The 16,691-nt window shown below is 62.0% G+C and carries 17 protein-coding genes; 11 read left to right on the top strand and 6 right to left on the bottom strand.

Features of this window, described 5'->3' with window-relative positions; all coding sequences use genetic code 11:
* Positions 1-2 precede the first annotated feature (2 nt).
* Together flgF and NKH97_RS26025 are read right to left on the bottom strand one after the other, a co-directional pair.
* Complete coding sequence (gene flgF, locus NKH97_RS26020; protein ID WP_013529801.1) at positions 3-725, bottom strand: flagellar basal-body rod protein FlgF; 723 nt, start codon at positions 723-725, stop codon at positions 3-5.
* A gap of 7 nt (positions 726-732) precedes the next feature.
* The gene (locus tag NKH97_RS26025; protein ID WP_023809997.1) at positions 733-1,854 is read right to left on the bottom strand and encodes a DUF1217 domain-containing protein; all 1,122 of its coding nucleotides are present in this window, start codon (positions 1,852-1,854) and stop codon (positions 733-735) included.
* A gap of 146 nt (positions 1,855-2,000) precedes the next feature.
* Between NKH97_RS26025 and motA the strand changes: the two genes are divergently transcribed.
* Genes motA through NKH97_RS26055 form a run of 6 tightly spaced genes read left to right on the top strand, consistent with a single transcriptional unit; the run spans position 2,001 to position 6,839 of the window.
* Positions 2,001-2,876 carry a flagellar motor stator protein MotA gene (gene motA / locus NKH97_RS26030; protein WP_023809996.1) on the top strand — a complete coding sequence of 292 codons (876 nt, stop codon included), beginning with the start codon at positions 2,001-2,003 and terminating at the stop codon, positions 2,874-2,876.
* Positions 2,877-2,908: 32 nt separating this feature from the next.
* Entirely contained in the window at positions 2,909-3,856 is a 948-nt protein-coding gene (locus NKH97_RS26035; protein WP_352775089.1) for a FliM/FliN family flagellar motor switch protein, read from the top strand.
* A gap of 16 nt (positions 3,857-3,872) precedes the next feature.
* Complete coding sequence (gene fliN, locus NKH97_RS26040) at positions 3,873-4,259, top strand: flagellar motor switch protein FliN (protein ID WP_023809994.1); 387 nt, start codon at positions 3,873-3,875, stop codon at positions 4,257-4,259.
* 43 nt (positions 4,260-4,302) lie between these two features.
* Positions 4,303-5,313, top strand: coding sequence for a flagellar motor switch protein FliG (locus tag NKH97_RS26045; protein ID WP_027038262.1), 1,011 nt, complete (start codon positions 4,303-4,305; stop codon positions 5,311-5,313).
* Positions 5,314-5,322: 9 nt separating this feature from the next.
* Positions 5,323-6,405, top strand: coding sequence for a flagellar biosynthesis protein FlhB (gene flhB / locus NKH97_RS26050; RefSeq protein WP_127290384.1), 1,083 nt, complete (start codon positions 5,323-5,325; stop codon positions 6,403-6,405).
* The gene (locus NKH97_RS26055; protein WP_023809991.1) at positions 6,402-6,839 is read left to right on the top strand and encodes a BspJ family T4SS effector nucleomodulin; all 438 of its coding nucleotides are present in this window, start codon (positions 6,402-6,404) and stop codon (positions 6,837-6,839) included. The genes flhB and NKH97_RS26055 overlap by 4 nt, the downstream gene beginning before the upstream one ends.
* Positions 6,840-6,874: 35 nt before the next feature.
* On the opposite strand, the gene NKH97_RS26060 is transcribed toward NKH97_RS26055, so the two are convergent.
* The 4 genes from NKH97_RS26060 to NKH97_RS26075 all read right to left on the bottom strand — a co-directional run bounded on the left by NKH97_RS26060 (position 6,875) and on the right by NKH97_RS26075 (position 10,719).
* On the bottom strand, positions 6,875-7,645 hold the full coding sequence (locus tag NKH97_RS26060; protein ID WP_128304927.1) for a helix-turn-helix transcriptional regulator: 771 nt from the start codon (positions 7,643-7,645) through the stop codon (positions 6,875-6,877).
* Positions 7,642-8,352, bottom strand: coding sequence for a helix-turn-helix transcriptional regulator (locus NKH97_RS26065; protein ID WP_352775093.1), 711 nt, complete (start codon positions 8,350-8,352; stop codon positions 7,642-7,644). The genes NKH97_RS26060 and NKH97_RS26065 overlap by 4 nt, the downstream gene beginning before the upstream one ends.
* Before the next feature lie 547 nt (positions 8,353-8,899).
* Positions 8,900-9,931 (bottom strand): histone deacetylase family protein, encoded by a 1,032-nt coding sequence (locus NKH97_RS26070; protein ID WP_352441906.1) that lies wholly within the window; start codon positions 9,929-9,931, stop codon positions 8,900-8,902.
* Positions 9,932-9,957: 26 nt separating this feature from the next.
* Positions 9,958-10,719: a TetR/AcrR family transcriptional regulator gene (locus NKH97_RS26075; RefSeq protein ID WP_352441907.1), complete on the bottom strand. Its 762-nt coding sequence runs from the start codon at positions 10,717-10,719 to the stop codon at positions 9,958-9,960.
* Positions 10,720-10,875: 156 nt separating this feature from the next.
* Here NKH97_RS26075 and NKH97_RS26080 point away from each other — a divergent pair, with 156 nt between their 5' ends.
* From NKH97_RS26080 to NKH97_RS26100, 5 genes are all read left to right on the top strand, one after another.
* Positions 10,876-12,555, top strand: a complete 1,680-nt coding sequence (locus tag NKH97_RS26080; RefSeq protein WP_352441908.1) for an amidohydrolase — start codon at positions 10,876-10,878, stop codon at positions 12,553-12,555.
* 141 nt (positions 12,556-12,696) lie between these two features.
* A complete protein-coding gene (locus tag NKH97_RS26085) occupies positions 12,697-13,791 on the top strand; it encodes an ABC transporter ATP-binding protein (RefSeq protein ID WP_352441909.1) in 1,095 nt (364 codons plus the stop codon).
* Positions 13,792-13,793: 2 nt separating this feature from the next.
* Positions 13,794-14,714, top strand: coding sequence for an ABC transporter permease (locus NKH97_RS26090; protein WP_352441910.1), 921 nt, complete (start codon positions 13,794-13,796; stop codon positions 14,712-14,714).
* On the top strand, positions 14,707-15,507 hold the full coding sequence (locus tag NKH97_RS26095) for an ABC transporter permease (protein ID WP_023809983.1): 801 nt from the start codon (positions 14,707-14,709) through the stop codon (positions 15,505-15,507). Before NKH97_RS26090 ends, NKH97_RS26095 begins: the two co-directional genes overlap by 8 nt.
* A gap of 23 nt (positions 15,508-15,530) precedes the next feature.
* A complete protein-coding gene (locus NKH97_RS26100; RefSeq protein ID WP_023809982.1) occupies positions 15,531-16,565 on the top strand; it encodes an ABC transporter substrate-binding protein in 1,035 nt (344 codons plus the stop codon).
* The last annotated feature ends 126 nt before the right edge of the window (positions 16,566-16,691 follow it).

Here is a 16,691-nt window from a genome sequence, read left to right on the forward strand (position 1 = left end):
GATTATTTCGAGCCGAGCGTCTTGATCGCCTCGTCGGTGGACGAGTCGGTCTGCCGCATCAGGGCGGCGGTGTTCTCGAAGGCGCGCTGGACCATGATCAGCCTGGTGATCTCCAGGACCGGATTGACATTGGACTCTTCGAGAAAGCCCTGGGCAACGCCGATATCCGAGCGATCGGTGACAGGCTCCGGGGTGCGTGCCGGAACGATGCCGGAATTGCCGTAGCGGACGAAGTTCGCGCCTGGATCGAAATTGTAGAGACCGATCGAGCCGACAAGCTGATCGTTCTGGCGCAACGAACCATCGGCCCCGGCCTTGGGCGGGCCGTTGCGGGGGTCAAGCTGGATCGGCGAGCCGCCGGCATCGAGCACCGGGTGGCCCTCGATCGACATCAGCTCGCCGTTCTCGTTCATTGAAAAGCGGCCGTCGCGGGTCATGACGGTGCCGACCGGCGTCTCTATGGCGAACCAGGCATCGCCCTGGATGGCGAAATCGAAGGGATTTCCGGTCTCGCTCAAGGCACCGTGGGCGCCGGAAAGGTAGGTCTTGCCCGGGGAGGCGAAGGATACCGATTTCTGCCCGGTGCCGGAGACGACGTCCTCGAACTTCACGCCGGTGGCGCGAAAGCCGATCGTCGAGGCGTTGGCGACGTTGTCGGCGATGGTGTCGAGGCGCCGCTCGAGCGCGATCTGCGACGAAAGGGCGACGTACAGGCTGTCCCGCATGATGGTCTCAGAACCTCAGTTTCTGCATGGCCATCATCAGGTCGGTGGAGATGCCGACGGTGAGTGGCTGGGCAAACAGCACGCTGACCGAGGCGACGGCCGATGAAGTCGGGTGGTTGATCTCGTACATGCTGGTGAAGCGCGTCAGGAACTTGCCGAGTTTTTCGGGGTCGGAGAAATCCGAGATGTCGAGTTTTTGCTCGAACAGCTGCGCCTGCTTGTCGACGTCGGCGGTGGCGAAGGAATCGGGCAGGCCGAGCACGGTGCGCACGACACTGGCAAGCGCGGTGTCGGCCAGCACGTCATACCAGCTGGTGATGGTCGGGGCCTTGCGATCGAAGTAAAGCGCCAGCCGCACGCCCTGGTTCGTCTGACCGGCATCCTCCTCGAGGGTCTGGCGCATGTATTTGTCGACGGTCGGCTGCTGCGCCGGATTGATGGTGGTGGTGTTTTCGCCATAGGCTTCGAAGTTGAAGGCGGAGGCAAGCGCGGCATAGGTCTTGTCCGTCATCTTGTTGGCGACACTGTCGGGGTCGCGGACGCCGCCCTGCAGAACCCGCTTGATGAGATCCTTGTCCTCCGTCGCCGAATCGAGACCGAATGACGCCAGCGCGTATGTGTAGAGCCGGTTGTTCGACATCAGATCGTCGATCGACTTCACCTTGGTGATGTTGGCAAGATAGTATGTCGTCTCGCCCTTCACATAGGCCGAATTGGGATCGAGGCCGGCGATCTGCGCCTGGGTGGCATAGTTCTTGGTCACCAACTGCTGTGTCTTGTTGTAGATGGTCGCATCGGCGCCGTTGGCGGCGAAGTTGAAGGCGCTGACGAATTCGGCGTAGCGCTTGTCGGTCAGCTTGTTGGCGAAGCTGTCGGGATCGGAGACGCCTTCCTTGAGTGCCTTGACCATGAAGGCCTTGGCGTAGTCCATGTCCTCCAGCCCGTAGGCCTTCATGGCATACTTGAACAAACGGTCGTTTTTGACGAAATCGTCGATCGATTTCACCTTGGTGATATTCGCGAGATAATATTTGGTGTCGCGATCAACCACGGGCTGCTGCTCGATCCTGTCGATCGATTTTGAAATGTCCTTGGTGATGAGCTGGTAGCTGGTAAAGGTATTGAGCAAAGACGTGCCTCCGGCCGAAGCTATGCCGGCACAATACCCCTACTTCCTTGCGCGAAACTGAATCGCTTCCAAGCCCTCGATTCAAGCCTCACACAAGGCACGGGGACTATCCCTAGCTCCTGATGTGAAATGCGGAAGGACCTATCGTGGGCATTCTGATTGGACTGGTGGTAACGCTCGGCTGCGTCCTTGGCGGCTTCATGGCCATGGGCGGCCATCTTCATGTGCTGATTCAGCCATGGGAAGCCGTGATCATCTGTGGTGCGGCTTTTGGCACCTTCCTCGTCGCCAATCCGATGAAGACGGTCAAGGACACCGGCAAGGGCATCCTCGAAGCCTTCAAGCAGGCGGTGCCGAAGGAACAGGACTATCTCGAGACGCTCGGCGTGCTGCACTCGCTGATGCGCGAGCTGCGCTCGAAATCCCGCAGCGAAGTCGAGGCGCATATCGACAATCCGGAAGAGTCGGCGATTTTCCAGGCGTTCCCAACCGTGCTGCATAACCACGACCTGACGCATTTCATCTGCGACTACTGCCGTATCATCATCATCGGCAATGCCCGCTCGCACGAGATCGAGGCGCTGATGGACGAAGAAATCCAGACCATTAAGTCCGACAAGATGAAGGCCTATCACGCGCTGGTGGCGGTGGGCGACGGCTTGCCGGCGCTCGGCATCGTCGCCGCCGTGCTCGGCGTGGTCAAGGCGATGGGCGCGCTCGACCAGTCGCCTGAAATCCTCGGCGGTTTGATTGGTGCCGCACTTGTCGGAACGTTCCTCGGCATCTTCCTGTCCTATTCGGTGGTCGGGCCGGTCGCCACCAAGATCAAGACAGTGCGCGAGAAGAAGAACCGCCTCTATATCATCGTCAAGCAGACGCTGCTGGCCTACATGAACGGTGCGCTGCCGCAGGTGGCGATCGAGTTCGGCCGCAAGACCATCTCGTCCTATGAACGGCCGACGATCGACGCCGTCGAGCAGAGCACGATGAATACCGGCACCGTCGAAAAGAAGGCCGCCTGAACGATGCGCGACAGATCGGTCCCGGCACTGTCATGACCAGCCTGGGCAGTCCAGCGGAAGCGCGCTCGCTGATCATCGAGCGTCTGGTCGGCGACAGCGGCGAGGCCACGCAGGTCATCGACGCAGGCCGCGCCATGGCCGAACGCGCCGTACCGCTGTTGCAGAAAAGCCTGACCAGCGAGCTTGGCGTTCCGGTCGTCGTCGAACTCAAAGCGATCGAGGTCAGCCGCGTTCCCGAGGCGCGTTCGCGTGCCGGCGACACGTTTGCCATGACCGTGATCGGCTCGTCGGCGTCCTCCGATGCGATGACCTTGGTGATCGATGCTCCGGCGATCGCGATCATGGTCTGCACGCTGTTCGGCGGCGATCCGGATCTGCCGGCATCGCCGATCGAACGCGATCTGTCGCAGATCGAAATCGATGTTTCGACCATGGTGTTCCAGCAGGTCGCGCAGGCCCTCAACGGATCGGGAAAGCGCTCGCTCGACCTGCGCCTGCCCGCGCCGCGAGCAATGTCCGGCACCGAGGCGAAGCGGTATGTGCTGCGCGATGGCGCGGCAATCCGTATCGTGCTTGGCATCTCGACGCCGGCCGATAGTGGCACCGTCACGGTGACGATGCCGCAGCGCGTCGTGCTGGCCAGCCGCGACGGAGCCGTTTCTGTCAGCGACGACGATCACGGCCCCAGCTGGCGCGCCCGCTTTTCGGAAGAGGTGATGCGCTCCACCGTGGCGCTCGAGGCCACGATGCCGCTGACGCGGCTGACGCTCGGCGAGCTCGCCGGTTTCCAAATCGGCGACGTCATCGAATTCGAGGAAACGGCCCAGTCCCAGGCGCGTCTCAGCGCACGGGGCAAGACGCTGTTCGTATGCGAGTTCGGCAAACTGGGACAGAGCTACACCGTCCGGATCAGGCATCCTTACGACGCCGGACAGGACTTTATCGACGGGCTGATGCCGGCAGCCGCCGGACGCGCCTGAGAATTTGGAGACGATCATGGCCAAAACCAAGGCGGAAGCCGACCTCGACCAGCCGGACGAGCAACTCGACCGTGCCATCGAAGAGTTGCGCGGTGTCCTGCATGAAGAGGAGCAGCGCCCCGATGCGGCGTTCAGGGCGGCCTCATCAGCCAATTCGAGCGTGATCATGAACATCCCCGTCGATGTCCAGATCATCCTCGGCAGCACGGAGATGCCGGTCTCCGATCTGATGGCGCTGCAAAAAGGGTCGACCGTGGCGCTCAATCGCCGCATCGGGGAACCCGTCGACGTCGTGGTCAACGGCCGCAAGATCGCGCGCGGCGAGATCACCGTGCTGGAAAGCGATCCGTCGCGTTTCGGCATCAGGCTGACCGAAATCATCGCCGGCACGAAGGGCGCCTAGACATGGTTTGCGGGGCTTGCCGGTGGCGGCGGAGGCGAGTGGCATGACGACGCCGGTGACCTTGACCCGCGCGCAGAAGGCGGCCGCCATACTTGTGGCGATGGGCAAGCCGTCGGCCAGCCGCCTGCTGAAATTCTTCAAGCAGGAAGAACTGAAGGCCCTGATCGAGGGCGCCCGCCTGCTGCGGACGATTCCGCAAAGCGATCTTGAGCGCATCGTCGCCGAGTTCGAAGCCGAGTTCACGGAAGGGGCGGGGTTGCTCGATTCCGCCGACAGGATGGACACCATCCTCAACGAATCGCTCTCGCCCGAAGAGATGAGCGCGATCATGGGCGACAAGAAATTCGAGGTCGCACCGGAAGGCCCGCCGCCGATCTGGCCCGAGCTCGAAAAGCTCGAGCCGGCGCGGCTTGGTGCCTTCCTGGCCGGTGAGCATCCGCAGACGGCGGCCATGGTGTTGTCGAAGCTGGCACCGCAGGTGGCGGCCAACGTGCTGCTGACACTGACCAAGCCGATGCGTGGAGAAATCATCAAGCGCATGGTGACGATGGCCAATGTTCCCGACGCTGCCGCCAGGATCGTCGAAAACCGGCTGCGTACCAGCGTGCTGGCGGAAACCTCGACCAAGGACACCTCGGCCGGGCAGGCGCGTGTCGCCAGCGTTCTCAACGAACTCGACAAGCCGCTGCTCGAGGAGGTCATGCAGGATCTGGAAGCCGCCGGCACGCCTGATCTCGACGGTGTGAGGGCCCGCCTGTTTGCTTTCGACGATTTGCCGCTGCTCACCCAGAAAGCGCGGGTGCTGCTGTTCGACGGGCTGTCGACGGAGTTGGTCACGCTGGCCCTGCGCGGCACTTCGGCCGCACTCGCAGAATCGGTGCTGTCAGCCATCGGCGCCCGCTCGCGGCGCATGATCGAAGCCGAACTCGGACAGGGCTCGGACGGGGTCCCTCTCGCCGACATCACGGCGGCGCGCAAGACGATCGTTACGACGACGATCCGGCTGTCGCGCGAAGGTGCCTTCGAACTACCCTCGACCCAAGACGCCGCCTAAGACCGCGCCATGGCTGACGCGGTCGACAAGGATTCGAAAACCGAAGAGGCGACGGAAAAGAAGATCCGCGACACCATCGAACAGGGCAAACTGCCCCATTCGCGGGAGACAGCGCTCTTTGCCTCGTTCGTTGCCATACTGGTGTTCACCGTCTTCTACGCCAAGGATGCGATCATTGATCTCGGCATGTTCCTGTCGATGTTCCTGGAGAAGCCGGAAGCCTGGCCGATGGACACGGAGACCGACGTCATCGCGCTCTACAAAATCGTCCTCCTCGAGGTTGGCCGCGCCGTCCTGAGCCTGATGGTGCTGCTGACCGTCGCCGGCGTCGGCGCATCGGTGTTCCAGAACATGCCGCAATTCGTAGGCGAGCGGGTCCGGCCGCAACTCTCGCGCATTTCGATCGCCAAGGGGTGGAACAGGCTGTTCGGCATCCAGGGTTGGGTCGAGTTCCTGAAGTCACTCGGCAAGGTCGGGTTTGCCATCGTCGTGCTGAGCTTCACGCTGTCGGAAGACCACCGAAAGCTGCTCGCCGGGATGATCACCAATCCGGTCGCCTTCGGTCTCGTCATCCGCGGCATCGCCGTCGACATCCTGGTGGCGATCGTCTTCGTCATGGGGCTGATCGCGGCAATCGACATCGTCTGGTCGCGCTTCCACTGGAAGCAGGATCTGCGCATGAGCAAGCAGGAGGTCAAGGACGAGTTCAAACAGTCCGAGGGCGACCCGATCGTCAAGTCGCGGCTGCGCTCGCTGGCGCGCGACCGGGCGCGCAAGCGGATGATGACGGCGGTGCCGCGCGCGACGCTGATCATCGCCAACCCAACGCACTTCTCGATCGCGCTGAAATATGTGCGCGACGAGGACTCGGCACCCATGGTGCTGGCCAAGGGCCAGGATCTGGTGGCGCTGAAAATCCGAGAGATCGCGCGGGAACACAACATCCCGGTCTTCGAGGACGTGGCGCTCGCCCGCTCCATGTACAAGCAAGTTTCGGTCGATAGTGTAATCCCATCACAATTCTACCAGGCCGTCGCCGAACTGGTGCGGATCGTCTACTCGAAAAAGGCTGAGCGCAGACAGATTTCATGAACCGGCAACCGCACGCAAAATCCCGCGAGATCATCGTCGCCAGCGCCATCGAGCAGGTGGTGGGGGAACTCAGGCTGATCGATGTCGCCGACTACATCGCCTTTATCCGGCTGGAGCATTTCGCGTGCCTGTCGGACCTGGTCGATTCAGCGGTTGAGTTGTTCTTCATGCCGGGCACTCTACGGCTCGGCCATGGTGGTGAGGCGCATGTCGACTGGAGCGGCAGCCCGCGCATCGTGCTCGATCTGGAACTGAGGCCGCCCGGCGTCACCGTCTATTTCCAGCTGACGCTGAGCGAGCTCGGCGCATCGGTGGCGGTCAACTACGTGTCGTTCGAGAAGCCGGGCGAAGACCCGGAGCACAATACGGCGCTGCTCGAGGCGGTGATCGAAGAGGCGCGTATCCGCAAGGTCGAGCCGCTCGCCTATCGCTGACCGTCGGTCGCCTTTCGAAGCGCTGTCGAATTCCCCTATTCGATCAAGCCCAGCCGCAGCGCCTTGGCAACGGCCTGGTTGCGATTGACGGCGTTGAGCTTCTGGGTCGACTGGGTCAGATACTGGTTGGCGGTGTGCACCGACAGTTTCAGGAGCCGCGCGATCTCCTCGCTGGTGTTGCCGTTGGCGGTCAGCTTCAGGCATTCGAGTTCGCGCTTGGAGATTGCGCGCATGCGGCCGGTATCGCCCGGACGGATGCGGGCGACGGCGGCGAACAGCGAAAAGCAGCGGGCGTGTATTTCGTAGAGCGCATCCTGCTGCATGGTCATCTCCGAGCCGAGGAACACGACAAGGCCGCATTGGCCGCGGTCGGCGTGAACGGGAAAAGCGATGCCGCTGGTTCCGGGCACCAGCGCCGCCATCTGCTCGGTCCAGGTGAGATCGCCAAACAGCTCCGCCATGGCAGGGACGCCGTCATCCGTCCACCAGCGCGGTTCGGTCGAGATGCGGGTGTGGCGCACGATCTCCTCGCCGTTGGCGCCTGAGATGAACTTGGTCGCCACGGCAATGCCGGGATAGTCGGAATCAAAGCATGGGACTAGCCGCGCCCGCTCGGGCGAGGGGCTTACGAAGAAGAGGCCGAAAGCCGAGGCATTCATGTCAACGGCGATCCAGCGGCAGCGGCGCACGGCATCGGGAATGGTGACCGCGTGATGGGTTTCGGAGCCAAGGGTGAAGGCTCCGAACGGGTTGCGCTGCTCGTTGAAAAGGGCTTCGGCCGTTTCCTTGATATCGGCGTGTTTCAAATGATGCCGCTCCTGATCGCCGTGGCGATGGCCATCGCGCGGTTGCTGGCCGCGAATTTCTGGATGGCGTGGGTGATGTAGCTGTTGACGGTGTTGGAGGAGACGCCAAGGATGACGGCGACCTCGTCGGTGGTCTTGCCTTCGGAAACCCAGAACAGGCATTCGCGCTCGCGATCCGACAACGGATCCTGCATGGCGGCAGCGGCAATGAGTTGCGGGATGTGCGAGAGCGCGTAGCAGCATTTCAGCTGCGCCCGCATCAGCGCCGGCTGGTCGATGCTGCCGGCGGTCGCCGCAGAGAACAGGGCGAACAGGCGCTGGCGACCGACATTGAGGCGCAGCGAATAGATTTCGGCATGGCCGAGCACGTCGAGAAGGCGGGCTTCCTCGCCGGTGATCAATCCGTCTGTTTCTGGTGCCCGGGATGCCACCAGCGGCTGTGGACGGATACCTGGCGCGACGGTGAGCGCGCCTTGCGCGAGCCCGGCGATCAGCCGCTTGCCGATCAGCTCGATGGCATCGAAAATCCAGTTGGAGGAGACGATGCGCGCATCGTTGCGGTCCTGGTCGTGGACGATGGCGACCAACATGTAGCTGTCGGCGCCGCTCTCGGCGGTCAGTTGCATGAAAAAACTGGTGAGATCGCCGCGCGACGTCAGGCGCGAGCCCAATGTGTCGGATTGAAGAAGTGCGGCGGGACTGCTCATTCTTGTTGCTTTTGGCCGGAATCGTTTCTGCTGTCCGGATGCTGGAAGCCGCCGAACCCGAATACGCATTACTTTGACGAAGACACACGCGTGGCGCAGGGCTGCGCCGAACCAAATCCCGAATCCATTCAGGGAACGCGAAGCCGTCCGCGTCTGGTGCCGGAAAAGCTCCGGAACAAGAGACTTTGGGTGGTCGCCGCGCCCCCCGAGGACCGGCTGATTCGGGTCTAATCTACCCGCAGTTGAATCTGACATCAAACGCGATTTGACAAAATCGAATCCGATGGACTCAGGTGCGACTCAGAGGTCGGTTTTCGCGCCTTGGACAGAAGACCGGGACGCGAAAGTCTTCGCCGGTCCTCTCGGCGGCTGGTCGATTTCGCCAGGCTCGGGAGCATTGAACAGATGGGCGCGCCGGTTGCTGTGCCGAAGGCTGGTGCCTTGGCCCGATAGTGGGAACCGGGCGATGTTGCCGCCCGGTCCCGGTGGTCCTTTGCTATGCCTGTCGTTGTCCCAAAATCGCTAGATGCTCCTGGACGATAGGCATTTACCGATCCTCGAACCCGGTCAGCACGCCGACCGCGTTGATGCCGATCTCCTCGACGGCATAGCCGCCTTCCATGACGAACAGCGTCGGTAGGCCGAGCCTGGCGATGCGGCGGCCGATCTTGGGATAATCCGATGTCTTCAGCTTGAACTGGCTGATCGGGTCCTTCTCGAACGTATCGACACCCAGCGAGACGATGACGACATCCGGTGCATAAGCGGTGAGCCTGGCGCAGGCATCCTCGAGCGACGCGTTCCATGCATCCCAGTCGGTGCCGAAGGGCATTGGATAGTTGATGTTGAAGCCTTCGCCTTCGCCTTCTCCGCGTTCGTCGGCATGGCCGAGGAAGAACGGGTACTCGATCATCGGATCGCCATGCAGATTGAGCACCTGGACGTCAGCACGGTCGTAGAAGATTTCCTGCGTGCCGTTGCCGTGGTGATAGTCGACATCGAGGATCGAGATGCGTTTGGCGCCCCGGTCGCGGAACCATTGCGCGGCGACGGCGGCGTTGTTGATGTAGCAATAGCCGCCCATGAAGCCAGCCCCGGCATGGTGGCCGGGCGGACGGCAGAGCGCGAAGGCGGAAGCCTCGCCATGCTTGACCAGGCCGGCGGCGGTCAGCGCCACATCGTACGAAGACTTGATCGCGGTCCAGGTACCTTCGACGAAGGTGGCGCCGGCATCGAAGGAATAATAGCCGAGCAGCGCGTCGACGCGCTTTGGCGGCACGTCGCCGCGCAACCCGCGCGTCGGCCAGGTGAAGGGCATCGCCGTGCCCGTGAGGCCTGCTTCCAGCCATTGCGGCCAGACCGTCGGGAGAAAGTCGATATAGTCTGATTTGTGGATGCGCTTGGCGGCGGCGAGGTCATGTTCGTGCGGCGCGATGATGGGACCCAGTTTCTCGCTTTCGACCCGTGCCTTGATGAATTCGGCCCTCGATGGCTTTTCGAAGCCCGGCACGATGGCCGATGTGACCAGTTCCATTTGGCCGGCATGGCCGGCGTGCAGGGGGGAGAAAACAGTCTTCATAAATTCCTCTCGAAGTGTGAAATCAGTCAAGATTCAAGATTGAGATAAGGGCTCACCAGAGCGAGCCACATGGTTTCCACATCGTCCTCGATGAGGTCGAACGTCCTGCGATCCTTTTTCAGCCCCACAAGCCGGCAAACGTGTCCGACCTCCATCATCAGCACACCGAGCCGGCTGGCGATCTTGTCTTCAAGTGCCGGGTTCACATGCTGCAGCCATGCGGCGTAGAGGGCGATGATCTGGTCGTCATATTCGTTCTGGATCGGCCTGAGGTCGGCGTTGCCTGAAATGGCCTCGATCACCGGCATCAGGCTGGCGTTTTCCAGGTAGAGCCTGGACGTGTCGGTGAAGAGCCTGCGCACTTCGCGCCGAAACTCTTCACGGTTGGTGGGCGGGGCGACCTTGATACGCTTGGCGATCACCTCGGGAAAGGATGACAGCCAGCGCCGGGCGAGGTCCAGAAGAATGGCTTCCTTGTTGGGAAAGTATTGGTAGATCGAACCAACCGACAAGCCTGCGCGCTGCGCAATGGCGAGCGTCGTCGGCGTCTTGGTTCCTTGCTCGCGCGTCAAGACCAGCGCTGCGTCGAGAATCCGGTCGACCACCTTGCTGGAGCGTTGTTGCCGCGGCTGTTTGCGCGGTTCGAGCGCTATCCTGGTTTTGCGGTCGAGACTGCGCTTCACGGCTTGATGTCCTCGTTCCCCGCCTGGTCTCAACATGGTGGGAGCTTGCTGTCCACAATACATTCCAGATTCGGTATGTTGACAAACGCGAATAATCAGTCGCATTCTTTATCCACGCTGCCTCTTGGGATGACAAGGGGAATTTCCAAGACAGCGCGCTGGCATTCTTTTTCGTCCCATGGCGCCGCTCCGGTGGAGTGGCAGGTCGTTGGACATGAGGGGTTGTCGGTCCCAGTCAGTCGTCAAAAGCGCGGAGTCGCGATGTCTGTCACAGGTGCGGGTCACAATGCGGATCTGATCGTCATCAACGGTCGTGTACGGACCATGGACGACGACAATCCCGCCGCCGAAGCCGTCGCCGTCAAGGACGGCGCCATCATCGCCATCGGCAGCCGCGCCTCCATCGAAGAGTTCAAGGGACCGACCACCAAGGTGATCGACGCCAAGGGCGGTTCGGTGGTCCCGGGGTTCATCGAAGCCCATATGCATTTGTTTTCGGGCGGGGCTGAACTTGCCCACCTTCAACTCACCGGTATTCATGGCCTCAAGGCGCTGCAGAAGGCGATCCGCGACTATGCGCCGACCCGGCCCGACGCGAAGATGCTGGTCGGCCAAGGCGTCGACTACACCGTGCTCGGCAGCGAGCGCGTGACGCGCCATCACCTCGACGCCATTTTGCCCGATCGCCCGTTCTGCATGGCGGCGCCCGACCATCACACCATGTGGGCCAACACCAAGGCGCTGGAAATGGCCGGCATCCTGCAGGGGTGCACGCTCGGCCCTGGCAATGAGATCGTCATGGGTGACGATGGACTGGCCGCCGGCGAATTGCGCGAAGGCGAGGCCTTTGGTCCGGTGCTCGATCTTGCCGGCGAAGGCCGGGTTCGGCTGGGGCTGTCGACCGGCGGCGAGCCGGACCCGATGCCGACGGCGGCGGAGCGGGACGCCGACCGCGACATCATGCGGCGCGGGCTCGCCTGGTGCGCCCGCCACGGCATCACCTCGATCCAGAACATGGACGGCAATCTCTATCAGCTTGAGCTGCTGGCCGAGATCGACGCCGAGGAAGGCTTGCCCTGCCGCGTCAAGATCCCGTTCCACTACAAGAATTTCATGACGCTCGACATGCTCGACAAGGCATCCGATATGGCCGAACGCTACAACAGCGAATGGCTGTCGTCGGGCATGGTCAAGGTGTTCTACGACGGCGTTCTCGATTCCTGGACAGCTGTCATGGTCGAGCCCTATGCCGACCGCCCGGACTGGGTTGGCGAGCCGCTGTTCACGCCGCAACAATTCATCGATCTGGCCGTCGCGGTCGACAGACGCGGGTTGCAGATCGCCGTGCACTCGATCGGCGACGGCGCGGTGCGCGCGGTGCTCGACGGTTATGAGGCGGCGCAGAAGGCGAACGGCAAGCGCGACAGCCGTCACCGCGTCGAGCACATCGAGGTCACCACCACCGCTGATGTGCCGCGTTTCGCCGAACTCGGCGTCATTGCCTCCATGCAACCGCCGCATCCGCCCGGCGCCATGGATTTTCCGTTGGAGCCGACAGTGTCTCGCATCGGGCCGGCGCGCTGGCCGCTGAGCTATGCCTGGCGGACCTTGAAGGATGCCGGCGCGCATGTCGTCTTCGCATCCGATTGGCCGGTGTCGCCGATCGATCCGATCCTGGGCATTCAGGCGGCAGTGTTGCGCAAACCGTGGGCAGAAAGCGACCCGGACCAGAGTTTCTCACTGCATGAAGCGATCGCCGGTTACACGATCGAGGGCGCCTACGCCGAATTCGCCGAGCACCGCAAGGGCACGCTGAAATCAGGCTACATGGCCGATCTGGTGGTTTTGTCGATGGATATCGAGAACACCGCCCCGGCCGACCTGCACAAGGTGCGGCCGGTGACGACGATTTGCGGCGGCAAGGTCACCTATCAGGCCTGACTATGGCATGGGGCTTGCAGGCCTCAATGACTGATTGAACTGTGACCCAATGCCGGGCTTGCCAACCCACCGGCCATGTGGTCACATCGAACAGGGGAAGAGCTCCGCCAGCAAGAGCGGGGTCAACAGTGAGGCGTAATCGTGCCGGACAAACCGGATCGGAATGCGATTGAAGTAGTAAACGTCAGCAAAATTTTCGGATCAGGTGAGGGGCAGGTAGCTGCCCTCGACACGGTCTCGGTATCTATCCGGGAGAACGAATTCTTCACGTTGCTGGGGCCATCCGGCTGCGGCAAGACGACGTTGCTCAGGCTGATCGCCGGCTTCGACTTTCCAACCGCCGGTGAAATCCTGCTCTACGGCCAGGACATCGCGCCGCTGCCGCCCTTCAAGCGGCCGGTTAACACCGTTTTCCAGTCCTATGCGCTGTTCCCGCACATGACGGTCGCCGACAATATCGGCTTTGGCCTGGAAATGCTGGGCAAGCCGAAGGCGGAGATCAAGGCGCGCGTCGCCGAGATGCTGAAGCTGGTCAAGATGGAGGCACTCGCTGGTCGTCGCACCAGCCAGATCTCCGGCGGCCAGCAGCAGCGCGTGGCTTTGGCCCGCGCTTTGGCGCCGCAGCCGAAGGTGCTTTTGCTCGATGAGCCGCTGTCGGCGCTTGACTACAAGCTGCGCAAGGAGATGCAGATCGAGTTGAAACGGCTGCAGCACGAGACCGGTATCACCTTCATCTTCGTCACCCACGACCAGGAAGAAGCGCTGACCATGTCAGACCGCATCGCGGTGATGTCGTCGGGCAAGATCCTGCAGGTCGGTTCGCCCTGGGATATCTACGACAAGCCGGCGGAGCGCTTCGTCGCCGACTTCATCGGTGAAACCAACTTCCTCACCGCCGCCATCAGCGAGATGGCCAACGGCAAGGCGCGCGCCACGCTCAAATCCGGTGCGACCATCGAGGCGACCGTGGCCCAGGGTTTCCAGCCCAAATCCAACGCCACGGTGGTGGTTCGGCCCGAACACGCCAAGCTGACCAAGGCCAAGGGCGAACTGTCGGGGACGGTCGAAAACATCGTCTATTTCGGCACCGACACCCACATCCATGTTCATCTCGACAGTGGCGAACTCTTCACCGTACGCCAGCAGAACACGCGCAGCGCGGGCTGCGGTTTCGAGAAGGGCGACGCAGTCGGCATCCTCATCGGCAGCGATGCCGCTCAGGTCCTGAAGGACTGACGATGGCGACCGCGGAAGAAGTCGCCAAGGCAGCGGAGCGGCGCGATGTCCGTGACCGCTGGCTTTTGTCAGCGCCAGCGCTGCTGGTCATTTTCCTCGCCGCGACCGGCCCCTTGCTGATCGTGCTCGTCTACTCGTTCCTGACGCCAGGCTCCTATGGCGACGTGAAGTGGCAGTTCTCGCCGGAAGCCTGGACATCGGTGTTTCTGGAACGCGATATCTTCGACGACACGCTTTCGATCGCCGCCGCCCACGTCACCATCTTCCTGCGCTCGATCAAGCTCTCGGTGGTGACGACGATCGCCACTTTGGTGCTTGGTTTCCCGACCGCCTATTTCATGGCGACGCGCAGCGAAAAGACCCGCGATCTCTGGCTGTTCCTGATTACCATTCCGTTCTGGACCAACCTTTTGATCCGCACCTTCGCGGTGCTGCAGATCATCCGCAACGAAGGCATCGTCAACACGATCCTGCTCAAGCTCGGCATCATCTCGGCGCCCATCCAGATACTCTACACCGACACGGCGATCCTGATCGGCATGGCCTATGTCTACCTGCCACTGATGGTGCTGCCGATCTATGCCAGCATGGAAAAGCTCGATTTCCGGTTGGTCGAGGCGGGGTACGACCTTTACGCGTCGCGCTTCCAGGTGCTGCGGCGGATCATCTTTCCGCTGGTCAAGCCGGGCGTCATCGCCGGCTCCATACTGGTCTTCATTCCAGCGCTTGGCGCCTATGTGACACCGAGCGTTCTTGGCGGCGGCAAGAACATGATGCTGTCCAACCTGATCGAATTGCAGTTCGGGCAGGGCCGCAACTGGCCACTCGGCTCGGCGCTGTCGATCGCCGTCATGATCATCGTCATGGTGGCGCTGCTTGCCTATGTGCGCAATGCCGGCAAGTCGGGGGTACGTCATGGCTAAGAACTTTTCCATCAAGCACCAGCCAGGATTCACCGCGATCGCCGCGACCTGCTTTATCGTGCTGTATCTGCCGATCATCGTGCTGGTCATCTATGCCTTCAACGCGGCGAGCTCGACCTCCGAATGGGGCGGCTTTTCGCTGAAATGGTTCCAGTCGGCATGGCAGAACACGCAGGTCGTCGATGCCACGCTGCGTTCCTTCCAGATTGGCTCCATCGCGGCGGTGCTCTCCACGATCTTTGCCACCATGGCGGCGCTCGCCACCACCCGCACCGCGCCCTATCCCGGCCTCACCTTCAAATATGCGGCGATCAACCAGCCGCTGATGGTGCCCGAGATCGTCACCGGCGTGGCGCTGCTGATCTTCTTCTCGCGCATCAAGATCTTCACCGGCTATTCCGGCATCGGCTATCTGGTCGCCGCGCACACGGCGTTCTGCATTCCCTTTGCCTATTTGCCGATCCGGGCGCGGCTTGAGAATATGGACCTGACGCTGGAGCGTGCCGCAGCCGACCTCTACGCGACGCCCTGGAAGGCTTTCCGGCGCATCACGCTGCCGCTTCTGTGGCCCGGCATCCTGGCCGGGCTGATGCTGGCCTTCGTCATCTCGCTCGACGACGTCGTCATCACCGAGTTCGTCAAATCAGGCGGCCAGGACACGCTGCCCACCTACATGCTCGGCCAGATCCGCCGCGGCATCACACCCGAGATCAACGCGATATCGACCGCCTTCCTGCTGCTTTCGGTCGCGATCGTCACGTTGTTTTTCTTCGTCAGCAGGAAACGAGACTGAACCGAAAAATGGGAGTTAAAACCATGAACTGGAAGACAACAGCAACCGCCATGGGGTTGGCGTTGCTCGCCTCGACGGGCCTGGCCCGCGCCGACGGCGTGCTCAACATCTACAATTGGGGCAACTACACCAGCCCCGACGTGATCAAGAAGTTCGAGGCCAAATACAACGTCAAAGTGACCATCACCGACTACGATTCCAACGACACCGCGCTGGCCAAGGTTCGCCAGGGAGGCACCGGCTTCGACATTGCGGTGCCGTCGCAGACCTACGTGCCGATCTGGATCAAGGAAGGCCTCATCCAGGAGACCGATCCTGGCAAGATGGAAAACTTCAAGAACGTGGCGCCGGAATGGGCCAATCCCGATTTCGATCCGGGTCGCAAATACAGTGTTCCATGGGCGTGGGGCACGATCGGCGTGGTCGTCAACACCGATGCCTACAAGGGGCCGGCCGATAGCTGGGGTATCATCTTCAACACGCCTGACGAGCTCAAGGGCAAGGTCAATGTCGTTCCGGAGATGGGCGATGTGATGTTCGCCGCGATCAAGTATGTCGGCGGCCAGCAATGCACCGACGACAAGGCGGTGCTGAAGAAGGTGCGCGACCTGCTGGTGGCGGCCAAGCCGAACTGGATCGCGATGGAATACAACACCATCGAGAAGATGGGCGCCGGCGACTTCAAGGCGACCAGCGACTGGAACGGCTCGGCGCTGCGCCAGCGGCTGGCCAACCCGGCCATCCACTACAACTATCCGAAAGAAGGCTTCGGCCTGTGGAGCGACAACGTCGTCGTTCTGAAGGAAGCCAAGAACGTCGAGAACGCCAAGCTTTTCCAGAACTTCATCATGGATCCGGAAAACGCGGCAGGTCTCTCGGCCTTCCATCGCTACGCCAATGCCATCACCGGCTCGGACAAGTACATGCCGGCCGACATGAAGGACGCGCCCGAAGTCATCATTCCGGCCGCGGACAAGCCACGCGGCGAGCTGCAGCAGATGTGCTCGCCGGAGACCCAGGAAATTTACACCAAGATCTGGACCGAGTTGCAGAAATAAACTGGGTTCGACGGGCCCCGGGGGGGCCCGCCCCGGGGGCCGGTTTAGGGTTAAAAGGGAGGGGCGGGGTGGGGGGCCATGGGCAATACGCGGCGCCGGCGGCGCGGAAGGCCGGGGGGCCCGCCG

Source organism: Mesorhizobium sp. M0870 (genome assembly GCF_040319775.1).
Lineage (GTDB): Bacteria > Pseudomonadota > Alphaproteobacteria > Rhizobiales > Rhizobiaceae > Mesorhizobium.